At 55.1% G+C, this 17,069-nt stretch carries 12 protein-coding genes and 3 tRNA genes; 6 read left to right on the top strand and 9 right to left on the bottom strand.

Annotated features, from left to right (window positions below):
- Positions 1-102: 102 nt before the first annotated feature.
- From FFI90_RS19480 to alaS, 6 genes are all read right to left on the bottom strand, one after another.
- Positions 103-179, bottom strand: a tRNA-Arg gene (locus FFI90_RS19480).
- 209 nt (positions 180-388) lie between these two features.
- Positions 389-465: transfer RNA gene (locus FFI90_RS19475), tRNA-Arg, on the bottom strand.
- Positions 466-532: 67 nt separating this feature from the next.
- A tRNA-Ser gene (locus FFI90_RS19470) sits at positions 533-622 on the bottom strand.
- 127 nt (positions 623-749) lie between these two features.
- Positions 750-947, bottom strand: a complete 198-nt coding sequence (gene csrA, locus FFI90_RS19465; RefSeq protein WP_144780424.1) for a carbon storage regulator CsrA — start codon at positions 945-947, stop codon at positions 750-752.
- Positions 948-1,092: 145 nt separating this feature from the next.
- A complete protein-coding gene (locus FFI90_RS19460; protein ID WP_144780423.1) occupies positions 1,093-2,331 on the bottom strand; it encodes an aspartate kinase in 1,239 nt (412 codons plus the stop codon).
- Between the two features lie 109 nt (positions 2,332-2,440).
- Complete coding sequence (gene alaS / locus FFI90_RS19455) at positions 2,441-5,071, bottom strand: alanine--tRNA ligase (protein WP_144780422.1); 2,631 nt, start codon at positions 5,069-5,071, stop codon at positions 2,441-2,443.
- A 141-nt stretch (positions 5,072-5,212) separates the two neighbouring features.
- Here alaS and FFI90_RS19450 point away from each other — a divergent pair, with 141 nt between their 5' ends.
- Positions 5,213-5,752 carry an RDD family protein gene (locus FFI90_RS19450; RefSeq protein WP_144780421.1) on the top strand — a complete coding sequence of 180 codons (540 nt, stop codon included), beginning with the start codon at positions 5,213-5,215 and terminating at the stop codon, positions 5,750-5,752.
- A gap of 22 nt (positions 5,753-5,774) precedes the next feature.
- On the opposite strand, the gene lptG is transcribed toward FFI90_RS19450, so the two are convergent.
- Together lptG and lptF are read right to left on the bottom strand one after the other, a co-directional pair.
- Positions 5,775-6,836 (bottom strand): LPS export ABC transporter permease LptG, encoded by a 1,062-nt coding sequence (gene lptG / locus FFI90_RS19445; protein ID WP_144780420.1) that lies wholly within the window; start codon positions 6,834-6,836, stop codon positions 5,775-5,777.
- Positions 6,829-7,932 carry an LPS export ABC transporter permease LptF gene (gene lptF, locus FFI90_RS19440; RefSeq protein WP_144780419.1) on the bottom strand — a complete coding sequence of 368 codons (1,104 nt, stop codon included), beginning with the start codon at positions 7,930-7,932 and terminating at the stop codon, positions 6,829-6,831. Before lptF ends, lptG begins: the two co-directional genes overlap by 8 nt.
- A gap of 249 nt (positions 7,933-8,181) precedes the next feature.
- Here lptF and FFI90_RS19435 point away from each other — a divergent pair, with 249 nt between their 5' ends.
- From FFI90_RS19435 to FFI90_RS19415, 5 genes are all read left to right on the top strand, one after another.
- Positions 8,182-9,675: a leucyl aminopeptidase gene (locus tag FFI90_RS19435; RefSeq protein WP_144780418.1), complete on the top strand. Its 1,494-nt coding sequence runs from the start codon at positions 8,182-8,184 to the stop codon at positions 9,673-9,675.
- A complete protein-coding gene (locus FFI90_RS19430; RefSeq protein WP_144780417.1) occupies positions 9,662-10,192 on the top strand; it encodes a DNA polymerase III subunit chi in 531 nt (176 codons plus the stop codon). Before FFI90_RS19435 ends, FFI90_RS19430 begins: the two co-directional genes overlap by 14 nt.
- Positions 10,193-10,470: 278 nt before the next feature.
- On the top strand, positions 10,471-13,323 hold the full coding sequence (locus FFI90_RS19425) for a valine--tRNA ligase (RefSeq protein ID WP_144780416.1): 2,853 nt from the start codon (positions 10,471-10,473) through the stop codon (positions 13,321-13,323).
- 2 nt (positions 13,324-13,325) lie between these two features.
- Complete coding sequence (locus FFI90_RS19420) at positions 13,326-14,360, top strand: ketopantoate reductase family protein (protein ID WP_186318023.1); 1,035 nt, start codon at positions 13,326-13,328, stop codon at positions 14,358-14,360.
- 41 nt (positions 14,361-14,401) lie between these two features.
- A complete protein-coding gene (locus FFI90_RS19415) occupies positions 14,402-14,959 on the top strand; it encodes a cob(I)yrinic acid a,c-diamide adenosyltransferase (RefSeq protein ID WP_144780415.1) in 558 nt (185 codons plus the stop codon).
- A gap of 7 nt (positions 14,960-14,966) precedes the next feature.
- On the opposite strand, the gene FFI90_RS19410 is transcribed toward FFI90_RS19415, so the two are convergent.
- Complete coding sequence (locus FFI90_RS19410; RefSeq protein ID WP_144780414.1) at positions 14,967-16,997, bottom strand: methyl-accepting chemotaxis protein; 2,031 nt, start codon at positions 16,995-16,997, stop codon at positions 14,967-14,969.
- Positions 16,998-17,069 lie beyond the last annotated feature (72 nt).

Below are 17,069 nucleotides of genomic sequence, written 5' to 3'. Positions count from 1 at the left end.
CAGGTTTCGGTCGAACCTCTTTCGGTTCAAATTCTCCCAGCTGTAGAATGCAAAACGCCTCAGGCTGTGAGGTGCACAAGCTGAGGCGTTTTGACTTGAATATGGCGCGGCTGGGAGGATTCGAACCTCCGACCGCTCGGTTCGTAGCCGAGTACTCTATCCAGCTGAGCTACAGCCGCCAATAACTTTTTATCCTCACATTTGGCACTTTGCCTGATGGGAGGATTATTCGGGCCTTTGGCCCTCACCCCTTCGGGGCCGCCGTCGCTTCGCTCTGGCGTTCCTCAGCACACTGCGTGTGCTTCGGTCGAACCTCTTTCGGTTCAAATCCTGTCTGACTTATGAGCCTGACTCTAAAGTCGGGTTCACTCATCGATATTCTATTAAGTGGCGCGGCTGGGAGGATTCGAACCTCCGACCGCTCGGTTCGTAGCCGAGTACTCTATCCAGCTGAGCTACAGCCGCGCATTGATCACTATTGCTGTGGTTGAATGCAACTTCAACCTGTTCCGATTTCCTTATAAAAAGAAAATGGCGGAGAGGGAGGGATTCGAACCCTCGGTACGCTTTCGCGTACGGTTCCTTAGCAGGGAACTGGTTTCAGCCACTCACCCACCTCTCCTTGAGAACGGGGCGTATACTACCATAATTTTTCTGTTTTCATAGGCTTGACACGATTTTTTTAGCCTTGGTTTTTACTGAAAACGAAAAAAACGCCCAAGTCTTACGTGAAAGGTGTTTTTCAATGCTCAGCTGTTGCCAGGCTCAGGCTCATCCACACCTTTTTCAGACTGGATGCGTTGATAAATCTCTTCCCGGTGCACAGCAACTTCCTTCGGTGCATTCACCCCAATCCGCACCTGATTTCCTTTCACCCCAAGCACGGTAACCGTTACGTCATCACCGACCATCAGAGTTTCGCCAACGCGGCGTGTTAAAATCAACATATCCTTTACTCCCTATCCAGAGCTACCTGTTCCGACAAGTAATATTTTAATTGGTTCGACGTTTATAGTGAGAACACTGCCCAACCAAGACACACACTCCCTTATACTGTTACACACGACCACAAGGTCAGAAAATGAGTCCCTTTTATAAGGTTTCCTCTACCCCGGGCTTGTCGAGCTCAAATGCACTGTGAAGGGCACGCACCGCAAGCTCAAGATATTTTTCATCAATCACCACAGAAATCTTGATTTCCGATGTGGAGATCATCTGAATATTGATACCCTCAACGGACAGCGCCTCAAACATTTTGGTCGCCACTCCCGCATGAGAGCGCATTCCAACGCCGACAATACTGACCTTTGCGATCTTCGTGTCACCGCTGACTTCACGAGCACCCAACTCGTCAGAAACACGCTGAAGTACGTCTTTCGCGCGCTTGAAATCATTGCGATGCACGGTAAACGTGAATGCAGTGCGGTTATCCTCGCCCACGTTCTGGACGATCATATCCACATCAATGTTGGCATCACTTATTGGCTTCAGGATGCGCAGTGCGCTACCCGGGGTGTCGGGTACACCCGAAATCGTAACTTTGGCTTCATCACGGTTAAAAGCGATGCCGGAGACGACCGGTTGTTCCATGGCAGTGTTTTCCTCAAGTGTAATCAGAGTGCCCTCACCTTCCTCAAAGCTGGAGAGAACCCTTAACGGAACGTTGTATTTGCCCGCAAATTCTACGGCGCGAATCTGGAGTACTTTTGAGCCCAGGCTCGCCATCTCCATCATCTCTTCAAAGGTAATCCGCGCCAGACGACGGGCACTGTCCACTACTCTGGGGTCTGTCGTGTATACGCCGTCTACGTCGGTATAGATCTGACACTCATCGGCCTTGAGCGCCGCTGCAAGGGCAACAGCTGTGGTATCAGAGCCACCTCGGCCCAGCGTTGTGATGTTTCCATTCTCATCAACGCCCTGAAACCCGGCGACAACCACCACGCGGCCGGCATCCAGGTCTTCGCGCATGCGCTGCTCATCAATCTGTTTTATACGGGCCTTGGTGTGCATGCTGTCTGTCAGTATGCGAACCTGGGATCCTGTGTAGGAGCGCGCTTCACACCCAATTTTCTGCAGCGCCATACAAAGAAGGGCAATGGTTACTTGCTCACCTGTTGAGACCAGAACGTCCATCTCGCGGGGCGTGGGCTCCTCCATTATATTGTTGGCCAGCGCGATAAGCCGGTTGGTTTCGCCACTCATGGCAGAAACTACAACTACAATATCATGGCCATCTTTGCGGAAACCGCATACCTTCTCCGCAACAGCTTCTATGCGCTCGGTTGTGCCTACCGAGGTGCCACCAAACTTCTGAACCAACAGCGCCATTGTCGTTCCAATATCTGAATCAGGGACCTATGGCAGAGCGAGAAGCTCTACCCGTCAAAAAACAAGCGGCCAGAATTATAAACCTCGACCGCTTAAGAAAAACAGTTGCTTAAGCGATATTTTTTTCAACCCACTCCGGCACACCGGCAAGCGCTTCAGCAAGCTTTGAGGGATCATTACCGCCGCCTTGAGCCATGTCTGGCCGGCCACCGCCTTTGCCATCAACCAAACTGGACAGGTGTTTCATAAGATCGCCGGCCTTGATTCTGCTTGTCGCGGATTTTGTAACACCAGCAACAAGTGTCACCTTGCCGTCATCAACGCTCGCAAGTACAACGACACCCTCACCCAGCTTGTTTTTAAGCTGATCTGCGGTTTCCATAAGGGCCTTGCGATCTGCACCTTCAAGTTCGCACGCGACCACTTTCAAGCCGGCCACTTCAACCGCCGAGCCGGCAAGGTCACTGCCTGCAGAGCTGGCCAACTTGGCTTTCAGGGCGTCAATATCCTTCTCAAGCTGTCGGTTTCGCTCAACGGTTTGCTGCACCTTGTCGACAACCGTTTCCCGGCTACCTTTAACCAAGCGAGCCGTTTCACGCAGAGTGCGCTCGGTTTCATCCACCCACTCAAGCGCACCAAAGCCGGTAACCGCCTCGATGCGGCGAACACCGGAAGAAATGCCGCTCTCCGATGTAATCCGGAACAGCCCGATGTCACCGGTGCGCGCCACGTGAGTGCCGCCGCACAGCTCTACAGAGTAGCTGTCGGTGCCCATACTAAGAACGCGGACAACGTCGCCGTACTTTTCACCGAACAAAGCCATGGCGCCTTTTGCCTGCGCCTGTTCCATATCCGTAATGTCGGTCTGCACTGGTGTATTCTCAAGAATCTGCTCATTCACCTGGCGTTCGATTTCTTTCAGTTGTTCGGGCGTTACGGCCTCGAAGTGCGAAAAGTCGAAACGCAGCTTGTCCGGATCGACCAGTGAGCCCTTCTGCCCAACATGTTCACCCAAAACCTTACGCAATGCAGCGTGCAACAAATGCGTGGCAGAGTGGTTGCGACGGGTCCGATCGCGGCGTGCGTGATCAATTCGGGCGTCCACTTCCAGGCCCTCGAACAGCTCGCCCTCTATAAGGGTGCCCACATGCAGGTGGTTATCGCCGTCTTTGCGGGTATCCGTTACCTTGAAGCGGCCACCACTCCAGGTCAGCAAACCGGTATCACCCACCTGGCCACCAGATTCCGCATAGAATGGCGTGCGCTCCAGCACCACAACCGCTTCGTCACCGGCTTCTGCCGTTTTCTTTTCGCCGTTGACAATCACAGCGCGAATGCGCTCGTGACCATCGATGTGATCGTGCCCGGTAAATTCGGTTTTACCCTCAATGCCCAAGCCAGCGGCATTGTAATCCATGCCGAATTTGCTGGCCGCCCGCGCGCGCTCACGCTGACTTTCCATGGCCTTCTCGTAGCCCTCGTAATCCAGTGACAAACCGCGCTCACGGGCTATGTCGTTGGTGAGATCCACCGGAAAGCCGTAGGTGTCATACAACGTAAAAATGGTTTCCCCGGGAATCACGTCGCCTTTCAGCTCGGCAATGTCCTGCTCAAGCAGGCGCAGGCCTTTATCCAGAGTTTTTACAAACTGCTCTTCTTCCTGCAACAGCACTTTTTCGATCTGCTTCCGGCTGCTGACCAGCTGCGGGAAAGCTTCACCCATCAATTCAACCAGGGCGCCGGTCAGCTTGTAGAAGAACGGGCCAGTGGCGCCCAGTTTGTTGCCGTGACGGGCAGCTCGACGAATGATGCGTCGCAGTACAAAACCACGGCCTTCATTGGAGGGCATTACGCCATCAGAGATCAGGAACGCACAGGAGCGGATATGGTCGGCAACCACTCGCAGGCTGGCTTCGGTTGTTGCTGCACCGCCGAGTATGGTGGAGGCGGCCTTCAGCAGGTCGTCGAAGAGGTCGATTTCGTAATTGCTGTGAACGCCCTGCAGAACAGCCGTAACCCGCTCCAGCCCCATGCCCGTATCAACGGAGGGCTTCGGCAGGTTGAGCATCTCGCCATCAGCGGTGCGGTTATACTGCATGAAGACCACGTTCCAGATCTCGATGTAGCGGTCGCCGTCTTCTTCCGGACTCCCCGGAGGGCCTCCGGCCACATCCGGGCCATGGTCGTAGAATATTTCGGTGCAGGGACCGCAAGGGCCGGTATCGCCCATCTGCCAGAAGTTATCCGATGCATAGGGAGCACCGCCGTTGTCTCCGATACGGACAATACGGTCCGCCGGCACGCCCACTTCTTTGTTCCAGATATCGTAAGCTTCGTCGTCGTCGGCGTAGACGGTCACCCATAGCTTTTCCGAGGGTAGGTTCAGCCATTGCTCGCCGGTAAGAAATGTCCACGCATAGTTGATGGCTTCACGCTTGAAGTAGTCACCAAAGCTGAAGTTGCCCAGCATTTCGAAAAATGTGTGGTGACGCGCCGTGTAACCCACGTTTTCAAGGTCGTTATGCTTACCGCCAGCACGAACGCATTTCTGGGAGCTGGTTGCGCGATTGTAGTCGCGTTCCTCACGGCCAAGAAATACGTCCTTGAACTGGTTCATTCCCGCATTGGTAAACAGCAGTGTCGGATCATCCGCCGGCACCAGCGAACTGCTTGAAACAATGGAATGACCTTGCTGTTTGAAATAATCGAGAAATGCCTGTCGCAACTCTGCGGTTTTCATAGCCCTTTGATACCTTTCCAGAAATCCCACCGTAAAACGGCAGGATCCGCGATTGAATACGAATACTTACACGCGTGTGCAAATCGGCTACTCTAGCACACGCCGAGTACAGGAAAAACGTGAAAAATCACAGGAGAGCCCATGCCCCGCCGCTTCCACGCCGCTGACGAACTGCTTCCCCCAGCGACGTTTCTCAAACGATCACTGGCCGTTATTTACGACGGCCTGATCAGTATTGCCGTACTTCTGGTCGCCACCTGGATATACACAATGATAACCGGCTGGATTACGGGCTGGGATCAACTCGAACAAAAAGCGGAAGCGGGCCAGTTATCCGGCGATCCTGGCCTGACGTTTGTACTGTTTCTGGTGATGTACCTGTTCTTTGCCTACTTCTGGACACGCATTGGTCAGACACTGGGCATGCAGGTGTGGCGCGTACGGATAGAAAACCTCGACGGCTCTTCCGTGAGCTGGAGCCAGGCACTTCGCCGCTACCTGACCGCAGCTGCCGTATTTTTCGTGGCTCTACTGGCCGGCTATTACCTCGGTTCTGCAACACTTTTCCTCACCGCTCCAGCGATGATTGCGCTGTTTTACCCCATCAACGGACTTTCCATAACGGACAGGCTTTCAGACAGCGTGGTCGTTGCCCTTCCCCATAAAGCCAAGACTAGCTGAAGACGAATGCCGGGCGGCTACGCTATCCTGCCCGGCGCATCAATACGGCACCAACCACCGCATTCACTGCAATCGGCACAAGCACCGCAAGTATCGGGTTAAATCCGTAAACCAGGCTCATAGGCCCCAAAAGGTCCTGCATGTATTTGAAAATGAGACCAACAAGCAACCCCGTAAATACACGAAAACCCATGGTAACCGAGCGCAACGGCCCGAAGATAAACGAAATCGCGACCATCACCATTACCCCGGTACCCAGTGGCATCAGCGCCTTCTTCCAGAACGCCAACCAGTAGGGAGAGCCGTTCAACTCCTGATCGCCGAGGTAGCTGGCGTAGGTGAACAGGCCAAGCATCGAAAGGTTCTCCGGCTTGACGATCAATACACTCAGAACATCAGGCGTCAGGCCTGTTTCCCAGCGCAACGACGGATGATCCTCGCGGCTTGTTGTGTCACCCTCAAGACGCGTAGTTGTAGAATTTTCCAGCCGCCAATGATCACCCTGATAGATCGCCCGCTCGGCAAAGCTCGACGCCATCAGTTGCCGCTGATCGTTGAAGCGGAACATGGTAATACCGTGCAAGACGCCATTAGGCTGCACAGCATTGAGGTGCATGAAGATATTTCCTTCGCGATGCCACACCCCGTGCGCCGCGGCGACATTCTGGCCCGCTCCAAGCGCAACGGCCTTGTAACTCTGCGCGGTTCGCTCCGCCGGAGGAGCCACATACTCACCAATAAGAACACCTGCGAGCACCACCACCAACGCAGGCTTCATCGCCGACCAGACTACGCGCTTCAGAGAAACCCCGGCAGCGCGGATAACTGTGAGCTCGGAGGAGCTGGCCATCGCACCCAGACCGACCAGACACCCCATGAAAGCTCCCAGCGGGAGGTAGTCATAAATCCTGCGAGGCAAAGTCAGGACCACATACCAGAGCGCGTCCAGAATCTGGTAATTGTTGCGCGTGTCTTCAAGCTCCGCGACGAACGCAAAAATGAAATCCAGCGACAGCACTACCACCATCACCAGGAGCATGGCGCCACCCACATTGCGCATTACATAGTGGTCAATTTTACGCATTGGCCACTCCTTCCCGCTTCACCCTTTTTTTATGAAGCCAGGCCGGGCCAAACTGAAGCCAGAGACCAAGCGCCAGGAAGATGGCGTGCACCCAGAGCATACCCAGCCATTCGGGCACCTTACCTTCGGCCATCGCGTCACGGGCTACGATCAACAGCCCAAGGTAGGCAACATAGACCAGCATTGCAGGCAAAAGATGAAAAAAACGACCCTGCCGAGGATTCACACGGCTGAGCCGAACCGCCAGCAACGTCACAATCGGAACGATTAGCGGCAGTGAAAAGCGCCAGTGTAGAAGTGCGCGGTCGCGGGGGTCATCCGAACGCATCAGCTGGCCGGTTGAAACGCCTTCTTCCAGTTCGACATCACCGCTGCTGCCACTGCGGATCTTCAGACCATAGGCCTCGAAACCGGTAATCTGGTAGTCAAGCTTGCCAGGCACCCCATCAAAGCGGGCACCATTTTCCAGTACCAGAAAACGACTGCCCGTTTCCTCGTCAATCAACTGTGACCCGGAATCTGCGGCAATAATACTCACCCCCGTGCCGTCACGACCGTACTCGGCGATGAACACGCCTTCCAGGCGTCGCTTGTCATCACTGAGACTCTCTGTGTAGGTCACACGGCCGCCCGATGACAATTTCTGAAAACGGCCCGGCGCGAGCATTTCAAATTCTGTCGCTTTTGCTTGCTCGGCGAAAATTTTCTCAACCTGTGTCATACCCCAAGGCGAGACCGCCAGGCTCATGCTTCCGACGATCAGCATCACAACAAGGCTGCCCATCAGGGTTTTCGAAAGCAGCTGGCGATCACTTACGCCGCAGGCATATAAAACCGTCATCTCGCTTTCCAGGTACATCCGGCCATAAGCGAGCAATATGCCGATAAACAGCCCCAGCGGCAGAATCAGCTCCAGAAACCCGGGAAACCGGTAAGCCATGATCTCGAACAGCACACCCGGCGCGATCTTGCCCTCTGCGGCTCCGGCCAGGTACTTGAGGAAACGCCCGCTCATAAACACCAGCAGAAGGATGCCCGAAACGGCAACCATGCTGACCATAACCTGACGTGTGAGATAGCGGAAAATAATGCTCAAAACGGTTTCTCTGCCCGTGTAGACCGAAACATGGAGGAATAGGAAAACTGCGCGTATTCTATGTAACCTTGGGGCTGAATGACAGTACGGCGACGTTAAGGCCACGACAGATAACTCGCTGAGAAAGCGAAGTAAGCTGCTCCTCCATCTTGATAATACGTTCGCAAACCCCAATATTTGCCAGAATAGGAACAAATCAGTCCCGCCGCCAACCGTGGCGGCTTTTCCGAACAGCCAACAGGAGTTTTCATGAACTTCAGTCTCAACAGTAAAGCCATTGCGAATACCAAAGCCGACTGTCTGGTCGTCGCCCTGCCCGAAAAAGGTGACTGGCCAGCCTCCACTAACGAGGCCGACGGCGCACTGGGCGGGCTGATCAGTAAACTCCAGAAAGCCGGTGACATCAGCGGCAAGAGTGCAGAGACGAACCTTATTCCCTTGAGCGACCAAACCTGGAACAGACTGTTAGTGGTTGGCACAGGTAAAGACGCAGACCGCAGTCCGGCCAGCTTCCGCAAAGCGCTTATCGCAATGACAGGAGCCCTCAAAGACGGCCCATCCAAGAGTGCACTGATCGCTCTTGCCGACACCACACTGAACGGCAGTGAAGATGTAAGCGCCGAGCTCGCGAAGCTCAGCCTGATTGGCCGCACACTGGAAGACCAACTCTACGCATTCAACGATTTCAAGAGTGAAAAACCTGCCGCGCGTAAACTCAGCAAAATCATGGTGGCCGCTTCAGGAACTGGCAAAGCCCAGAAAGAAGCGTTCAATCTGGGCCTGGCGACAGGCCGCGGCATGAATTACACCCGCGATTTGGGCAACACGCCACCGAACATCTGTCACCCCGTATGGCTGGCCGAACAAGCCGTTAAAATGGCGACCGACTACGACTGCATCAAGACCGAAATTCTTGATGAGAAGCAGATGAAAAAGCTGGGCATGAACTCCCTTCTGGCGGTCGGCCAAGGTAGCACTCAGCCACCCCGCCTGATTGTCATGGAATACCGCGGGGGCAAGGCAAAAGACAAGCCCCATGTTCTTGTGGGTAAAGGCATCACCTTCGACACCGGCGGCATCAGCCTCAAGCCGGGCGCTGGTATGGATGAAATGAAATACGACATGGGCGGATCTGCAGCCGTATTCGGTGCGATGCAGGTGCTGGCGGAGATCCAACCGGAAATCAACGTGGTTGCCGTTATCGCTGCCGCTGAAAACATGCCGGATGGCAACGCCGCCCGCCCAGGCGACATTGTGACCACCATGTCAGGCCAGACCGTTGAAATTCTCAACACAGACGCCGAGGGCCGCCTGGTACTGTGCGACGCCCTCACCTACGTGAAGAAATTCGACCCGGAGGTTGTGATTGATCTGGCCACCCTCACCGGTGCCTGCATCATTGCCCTGGGCCATGAAGCTACAGGCCTACTGGCAAACAACGATGAGCTGGCCAACGAACTGCTGGCTGCTGGCGATCGCGCCAGCGATAAGGCATGGCGCCTGCCACTTTGGGATGAGTACCAGAGTTTGCTGGACAGCAACTTTGCCGACATGGCCAACATCGGCGGCCGCTCGGCAGGTACCATTACCGCTGCCTGCTTCCTGTCGCGCTTCACCAAAGAATACCGCTGGGCCCACCTCGACATCGCCGGCACTGCATGGCATTCAGGCAAAGCCAAAGGATCCTCTGGCCGTCCGGTTCCTCTGCTGGTCGATTACCTGATGTCCCATGCCGGAAAATAATCCGGCAGCGCAAGCCGGCAGCAATGCTGCCGGTGATTCCAGTCAAGTGGCTGATAGGGGAGCCGGGCAGGAAGAGAGGAACCAGCGCTACTGGTTCCACATTCTCCTCCAGGACACCCCTGCCGCCCGCAACCTGCACGCCAGCAAGCTTGTAAATAAAGCCTGGCAGCAAGGTGACCGGGTGTGCATCGTATGTGATACAACCCAACAGGCCGAAGAACTGGACAACCTGCTCTGGAACCTCAGCCCTGACGCGTTCATCCCCCACAGCATCGTGCCCGACTCCGCCACAATCTGCACCGACCCCGTCGGCATCCTGCTCTGCCCGCCTGTGGCAGAAGACTGGGACACCGTCATCATCCTCTCGGCGACGCTTCCGGCAAACGCAGACAAATTCAAACGTCTCGCTCTGGTAGCCCACAATGATTCCGCCGTTCTCAACCAGGCCCGTGCACATTTCAAGCAACTCAGAGCATTGGGGATAGAGCCCAGGGTTCACGATCAAAGAAAGCGTTAGCTTGAACCTCTTGCCTTATAGCGGCCAGCAAATTGACTGGATGTGAGCACGGAAGGGCTGTGCCAAAACTGTAGAGGGCCAAGGACGGCCCGAAACAAGCGCACACGGATGTGCTAGTAGCGTGTTTTGGCACAGCCCTTCCGTGCTCACAGAGCTCTCAACTTCCAGTCCTGAAAAAGAACCAACTGCATGGGTTCGCCGCAATCCGGCCGACCATGTATAATCGAGCGTTTCAATTTCCCCCTGTGAATCAACCAAACGGTCATCAGCAAAAACCCATGGAAAAAACCTACCAGCCAGAAAACATTGAGCGCCAGTGGTACGAAAACTGGGAATCCAAAGGGTACTTCCGCCCCAGCGGAGAGGGCGAGTCCTACAGCATCGCCATCCCACCACCCAATGTGACCGGCAGCCTGCACATGGGCCATGCCTTCCAGCACACCATCATGGACACCCTCACCCGCTACAAGCGCATGCAGGGCCACAACACCCTGTGGCAGGTGGGCAGTGACCACGCCGGCATCGCCACCCAGATGGTTGTTGAGCGAAAACTGGCGGCGGAAGAAGGCAAAACCCGCCATGACCTGGGCCGCGATGAGTTCATCAAGCGTATCTGGGACTGGAAGGAAGAGTCTGGCGGCACCATTACTGGCCAGATGCGCCGGCTGGGCAACTCGGTGGACTGGGATACCGAACGCTTCACCATGGACGACGGCTTCTACAAAGCCGTGCAGGAAGTGTTTGTGCGCCTGTACGAAGATGGCCTGGTATACCGTGGCAAGCGCCTGGTGAACTGGGATCCGAAGCTGCACACCGCCATTTCGGATCTGGAAGTTGAGAACAAGGAAGAAAAAGGCTTTTTCTGGCACCTGCGTTATCCGCTGGCCGATGGCGCCACGACGCAAGACGGCAAAGACTATCTGGTCGTTGCCACCACCCGCCCGGAAACCATGCTTGGCGATACCGCCGTAGCCGTGCACCCGGACGACGAGCGCTACCAGCACCTGATCGGCAAGTTTGTCATGCTGCCGCTGGTGAACCGCCGCATCCCGGTGATCGCCGACCACCATGCCGATCCTGAAAAAGGCTCCGGCTGCGTCAAGATCACCCCGGCTCACGACTTTAATGACTACGCCGTGGGCAAGCGCAATAACCTGCCGATGATGAACGTGCTGACTCAGGATGCGAACATCCGCGAGCAGGCAGAAGTGTTCAACAGCGACGGCACTGAAAACACCGAACTGGATGGTACCCTGCCCTCAGCTTACGCCGGCCTGACCCGGGAAGACGCCCGCAAGCAGCTCGTTGCTGACATGGAAGTCGCAGGGCTGGTGCAGCAAGTAGAAGATCACGTACTGAACGTACCCCGTGGCGACCGTTCCGGCCTTATCATTGAGCCGATGCTGACTGACCAATGGTTTGCCGATGCCAAAACTCTGGCCAAGCCAGCTATTGAAGCCGTTGAAGACGGCCGTATCCAGTTTGTGCCCAAACAGTACGAGAACATGTACTTCTCCTGGATGCGTGACATTCAGGATTGGTGCATTTCCCGCCAGCTGTGGTGGGGCCACCGCATTCCTGCCTGGTACGACACCGAAGGCAATATCTATGTGGGTCGCAGCGAAGGCGAAGTTCGCCAGAAGCACAATCTGGCAGCAGACTTCGCGCTGAAGCAGGACGACGATGTTCTGGACACCTGGTTCAGCTCTGCCCTGTGGACCTTCGGCACTCTGGGCTGGCCGGAAATCACCGAGCGCCTGAAAACCTTCCATCCGACGGATGTTCTGGTCACTGGTTTTGACATTATTTTCTTCTGGGTTGCCCGGATGATCATGATGACCATGCACTTCATGAAGAATGAAGACGGCACGCCCCAGGTTCCGTTCAAGACGGTGTATGTAACTGGCCTGATACGCGACGAACACGGCGATAAAATGTCCAAATCCAAGGGTAACGTGATTGACCCGCTGGATATGATTGATGGTATCGACCTGGCCCCGCTGCTGGAGAAACGCACCGGCAACATGATGCAGCCCAAGCTGGCGAAGAAAATTGCCAAGCAGACTGAAAAGGAATTTCCTGAAGGCATTTCTGCCCACGGCACCGACGCCCTGCGCTTCACCCTGGCGGCCATGGCCACCACTGGTCGCGATATCAACTGGGATATGAAGCGCCTGGAAGGCTACCGCAACTTCTGCAACAAACTCTGGAACGCTGCCCGTTACGTGCTGATGAACACCGAAGGTGAAGACTGCGGCTCAAATGGCGAAGCGGTGGAGTTGTCACTGGCTGATCGCTGGATCATCAGCGCCTTGCAGCAGTGCGAGCAGGATGTAACCCGCCATCTGGATCAGTATCGTTTCGACCTGGCGGCCCACGCTTTGTATGAGTTCATCTGGAACGAATACTGTGACTGGTATCTTGAGCTTTCCAAGCCTTCCCTGGGCGACGACAACGCCAGTGCCGAAGCCAAACGCGGTACTCGTCGCACTCTGGTGCGCGTGCTGGAAACTGTTTTGCGCCTGGCGCACCCGATCATGCCGTTTATCACGGAAGAAATCTGGCAGCGCATTGCACCGCTGGCCGGGAAATCCGGGGACAGCATCATGTTGCAGCCGTTCCCACAAGTGGATGCCAGCAAGCACGACGCTAAAGCCGTCGAAGACATCGAATGGCTGAAGGGTGTGATTGTGGCCGTGCGCAACATTCGCGGCGAGATGAACATTTCCCCGGCTAAGAAGATTCCGGTCCTGTTCCGTGGCAACAGCGCGGAAGGTCAGCGCCGGATGAATGAAAACCGTCAGTTCCTGAGTTCGCTGGCCAAGCTGGAAAGTCTTGAGTGGTTTGAAGGTGACAATGCCCCCATGTGTGCCACTCAGCTGGTTGGCGATATGGAAGTGTTGGTGCCTATGGCCGGGTTGATTGATAAGGATGCGGAGCTGAAGCGTCTGGATAAGGAGCTTGAGCGTTTGCAGAAGGAGATCGGGCGCCTGGAGGGCAAGCTGGGTAATGAGAAGTTTACTGCCAAGGCGCCGGCTGAGGTTGTTGCCAAGGAGCAGGAGAAGCTGGCGGAGGTTCAGGGTAATCTGAGCCGACTGCAGCAGCAGCGCGCAGACATTGAGGCCATGTAGTTATGGCGGCTGCGGGTGAGCGTTCCGGGGGTGGCGGGTTGATTGCCATTCTTGGAGCGGGTTCTTTGGGGCGGCTTTGGGCTGCTCTTTTGCCTTCTGAGCATTGTGGGTTTTTGCCTCGCCTGCATTGCGAGAAGCCTGAGAGTAATCGGCTTAGGCGAAGCGTCAGCCGTCAGGAACCCCTTCCCAAAACACGCTGTGAATACGTCCTTGTACGCTCTGCTCCGCCATCCCTGGCTCCGCAAGGTTTCGGGAAGGGGTTCCTGACGGCTTCGCCGGACTCTGTGCAGGCCCGTTCCAATGTTTCGCTTCCGTGGCTACAACCTGGTGACAACATTGAATTGTTGCTAGTAACGACAAAAGCTGGAGACACACTTTCGGCTTTGGACAGCTGGTTACCTCACATTCCGGACGGCACTCCCGTTGTTTTGTTTCAGAACGGTCTGGGCACCCAACAAGCAGTGGCCGAGCGCTGGCCGGAACGGTCGATTTTGGCCGCGAGCACCACCGAAGGTGCAAACAGACCGTCCCCGGATGTATTGGTTCACGCCGGGGCCGGTGACACCTGGGTGGGCGCGCTTACCGCTTCTGCCTCTGATCACACAGCGAGTATTGTTCAACAGTTGGCTGAAAGCGGCTTGAGGGTTCATGCTGAGGAGAACATTCTGCAGCGGCTTTGGCAGAAGCTGGTGATCAATGCGGGGATCAATCCGTTTACGGCTCTGCTCGACTGCCCTAACGGTGGCATTCTGAGCTCAACTCTTTATCAGCAAAGTATTGACGGGCTTTGCGCGGAGATATCTCTTTTGCTTCATGCGGAAACCTTGGAGGCTATTGCACCGGAGGTTCTTCGGGAGCAAATTGAAACGGTGGCGAGGAATACCGCCAGCAATACTTCGTCCATGTGCGCGGATGTTATGGCAGGGCGTAAAACCGAGATTGATTTTATCAATGGCTATCTTGTGCAATGTGGAAAGCGTCATGGCATTGCCACGCCGGTAAACCAAATGTTGACCGATCAAGTACAAGATCTGTAACACTTTTTGTAAACCAGCTTTTAACTATCAGGAGCACCCTCATGGGTAACCGCCTTTCCAAGATTTACACGCGCACTGGTGACGACGGCACTACGGGCCTCGCCGATGGTAATCGCATCGCCAAAAACGCTCAGCGTGTTGAGGCGATGGGCATGGCCGATGAGCTGAACTGCCATATTGGTCTGCTAGTTGAAACTCTGGACACTGATGATGAGATGCTGGAATCGTTACGCCGCATTCAGCATCACTTGTTCGATCTGGGAGGTGAGTTTGCGATTCCGGGTAGCAAGGCGATCAGCGATGAGCACATCAGTTGGCTGGAGAACCTGCTGGACGAGATGAACGAGCCGTTACCGCCCCTGAAGAATTTCATCCTCCCCGGCGGAAGCCCTGCGGCAGCACAATGCCACCTGGCCCGCGCTGTTTGCCGCCGCACCGAGCGTGTAGTGGTTGCCCTTAGCCATGAAGACTCTATCAACCTGCTGGCGCGCCAGTACCTGAACCGTTTGTCAGACCTGTTGTTTGTGGCATCAAGGGTATTGGCGCGTCGGGAAGGCGCTGAAGAAATTTTGTGGGATCAGAAGAAGTCGGGCATGTAGCCCGACTTCAGACCTTAAACGCTTCCACAAGCCTCTGCAGAGAAGCCGTCAGCTCGGACATCTGCCGCGATGAAGCCAGTGTTTCTTCAGCGTTAGAGGCCGTCGATGTACCCAACTCGCCAATGTGAGCAACGCTGACATTTACATCTTTGGATACTGCAGACTGCTCTTCCGCTGCCTGGGCTATCTGGTGGCTCATGTCAACGATCACCGATATGCCATTGGCGATGCGACTCAGCGCTTCCGTTACTTCTCCGGATTTCTGAACGGTTGCCTGTGTCACATCACGGCTGTTAGTCATGGCCGCTACCGCATCTTTCACGCCGCTCTGAAGACGTGAAATCATGCCTTCGATTTCTTCGGTGGACTTGTGAGTGCGCTGGGACAAAGAACGCACTTCGTCGGCAACAACTGCGAAACCGCGTCCGTGCTCGCCCGCACGGGCCGCTTCGATAGCTGCGTTCAACGCCAGAAGATTGGTTTGACCGGCTATTGCCTTTATTTCCACCAGAACCTGGCTGATGTTGTCGCTGTCTGCACTCACCCGGTTGATAACATCTACCGCACTGGAAATCTCAGTCGCCAGCCGGTTGATCGTATCCACGGTATCCGCAACAACACCGCGCCCGGTTTCCGTATCCTGTTCAGCGGCTGTAGCGCTGTCTGCAACCCGATGAGCACTCTCTGTAACTTCGTTCACAGCTTCAACCATCTGGCTCATAGCCTCATTGATCTGGCCACTCTCCGCCATCTGGCGCGCCACCGCTTCGCTGTTGGCGGCAGCCGTATCCTTGACTCGCGCAGCCTGCTGGTCAACCTCAGAAGTTGTCTGCCCTACAGAGCGTATCAGGTCGGCCATTCGATCCGTCATGTTGTTGAATTCACCGGTCAGCTCGCCGAGTTCATCGCGGTTATCAAGTGAAATACGAGTGGTCATATCCCCTGCTGCTACCTTGCGTGCAGCTTCACTGAACCGGTTGATCGCTGTGCGCACCGACATAAAGAAACCAACATAGAGGTACACCACGATTAGCAGAACCACGATCAGTGCCACCACGATCAGGCGACGCTGGCTCACTTCCTGCTGCAGGCGGGCATTCAGGTTGGCCTCAACCACATCCAACGCTGCAGCTTTCAGCACTCCGTAACCCGCCAGCTGCGCGGAAACAAGTGAGTCATATTCCTGCCAGGACAGCTCCAGGCGCATGGGCGTAATAATATTCACATCGAGAAGTTGGCGAACATTCAGCAGACTCTCATCAACCTGCTGAAAGGCATCATCTGCGTTGGACGACAGGGCCGGAGATGCGTTTGCAGCAATCGTCAGTGCTGGCGAAAGCAACGAACTGCGATTTGTAAGGCGATCATAGATTTCATTGAAGGTTTCACTTAGCGCATAGCCAACCTGTCCTTCAACCAACGCGTAAAGTCCGTAAGAGCGAGCCTGTCCGATAACGCTGCGGGCATCCGGCATGGTTTCGCGTATCAGCCCGAGAACAAGCTGGTTCTCTCTCGATGCCCCCTGGCCCAGACCGGATGTTTCTATTGTGGCGGGGAGAAGCGCCAGTACCTTTTGGACAAACTCCTGATAGTACTTGAACTGGGGATCAAAGTTGGTCTGGTAGTTGTCATCTGCACGTAGGGCCTGCCAGTCAGCCTGAAGCGCCTCGACCTGGTCTGTCCAGGAGCCAGACGCATCAAATGAGCGGGGCTCTGCCACCAGGCTCTCTAGAATGGAGTCAATATTTTCAGCTGCTTTATCGGAGCGAGCCATGAGGGCGCTCTCATTTTTGGTCACCGCAGGTGCACGGTAATCCCGATAGTCCATCGAAGCATCTACCAGGCGATCTATCTGCCGTAATTGTTCCAACCCTTCAACACCACGGGTCATTGTCTCAACCGAGCGGTTGAGCTCAGTCATCACAAGCCAGGACAACCCACCAATCGGCAAGAGGAACAGAATGCTGATAAGACTGAACTTGTACAGCATTGGCAGTCGATTCATCAATGCGACTGCTGGATTAATGAGCTGCTTCACATTGATCCCCTTTTAAAGCACAAACAATGAACTTACGTTCTTTTTTTGTTATCGACTGAACACCTTAAAACT

The sequence above is a fragment of the Marinobacter maritimus genome (assembly GCF_007671675.1).
In the GTDB taxonomy this organism is placed as follows: Bacteria; Pseudomonadota; Gammaproteobacteria; order Pseudomonadales; family Oleiphilaceae; genus Marinobacter; species Marinobacter maritimus.
Note: the sequence above shows the minus strand (reverse complement) of the source record. Positions and strands in the feature narration are given on the sequence as shown.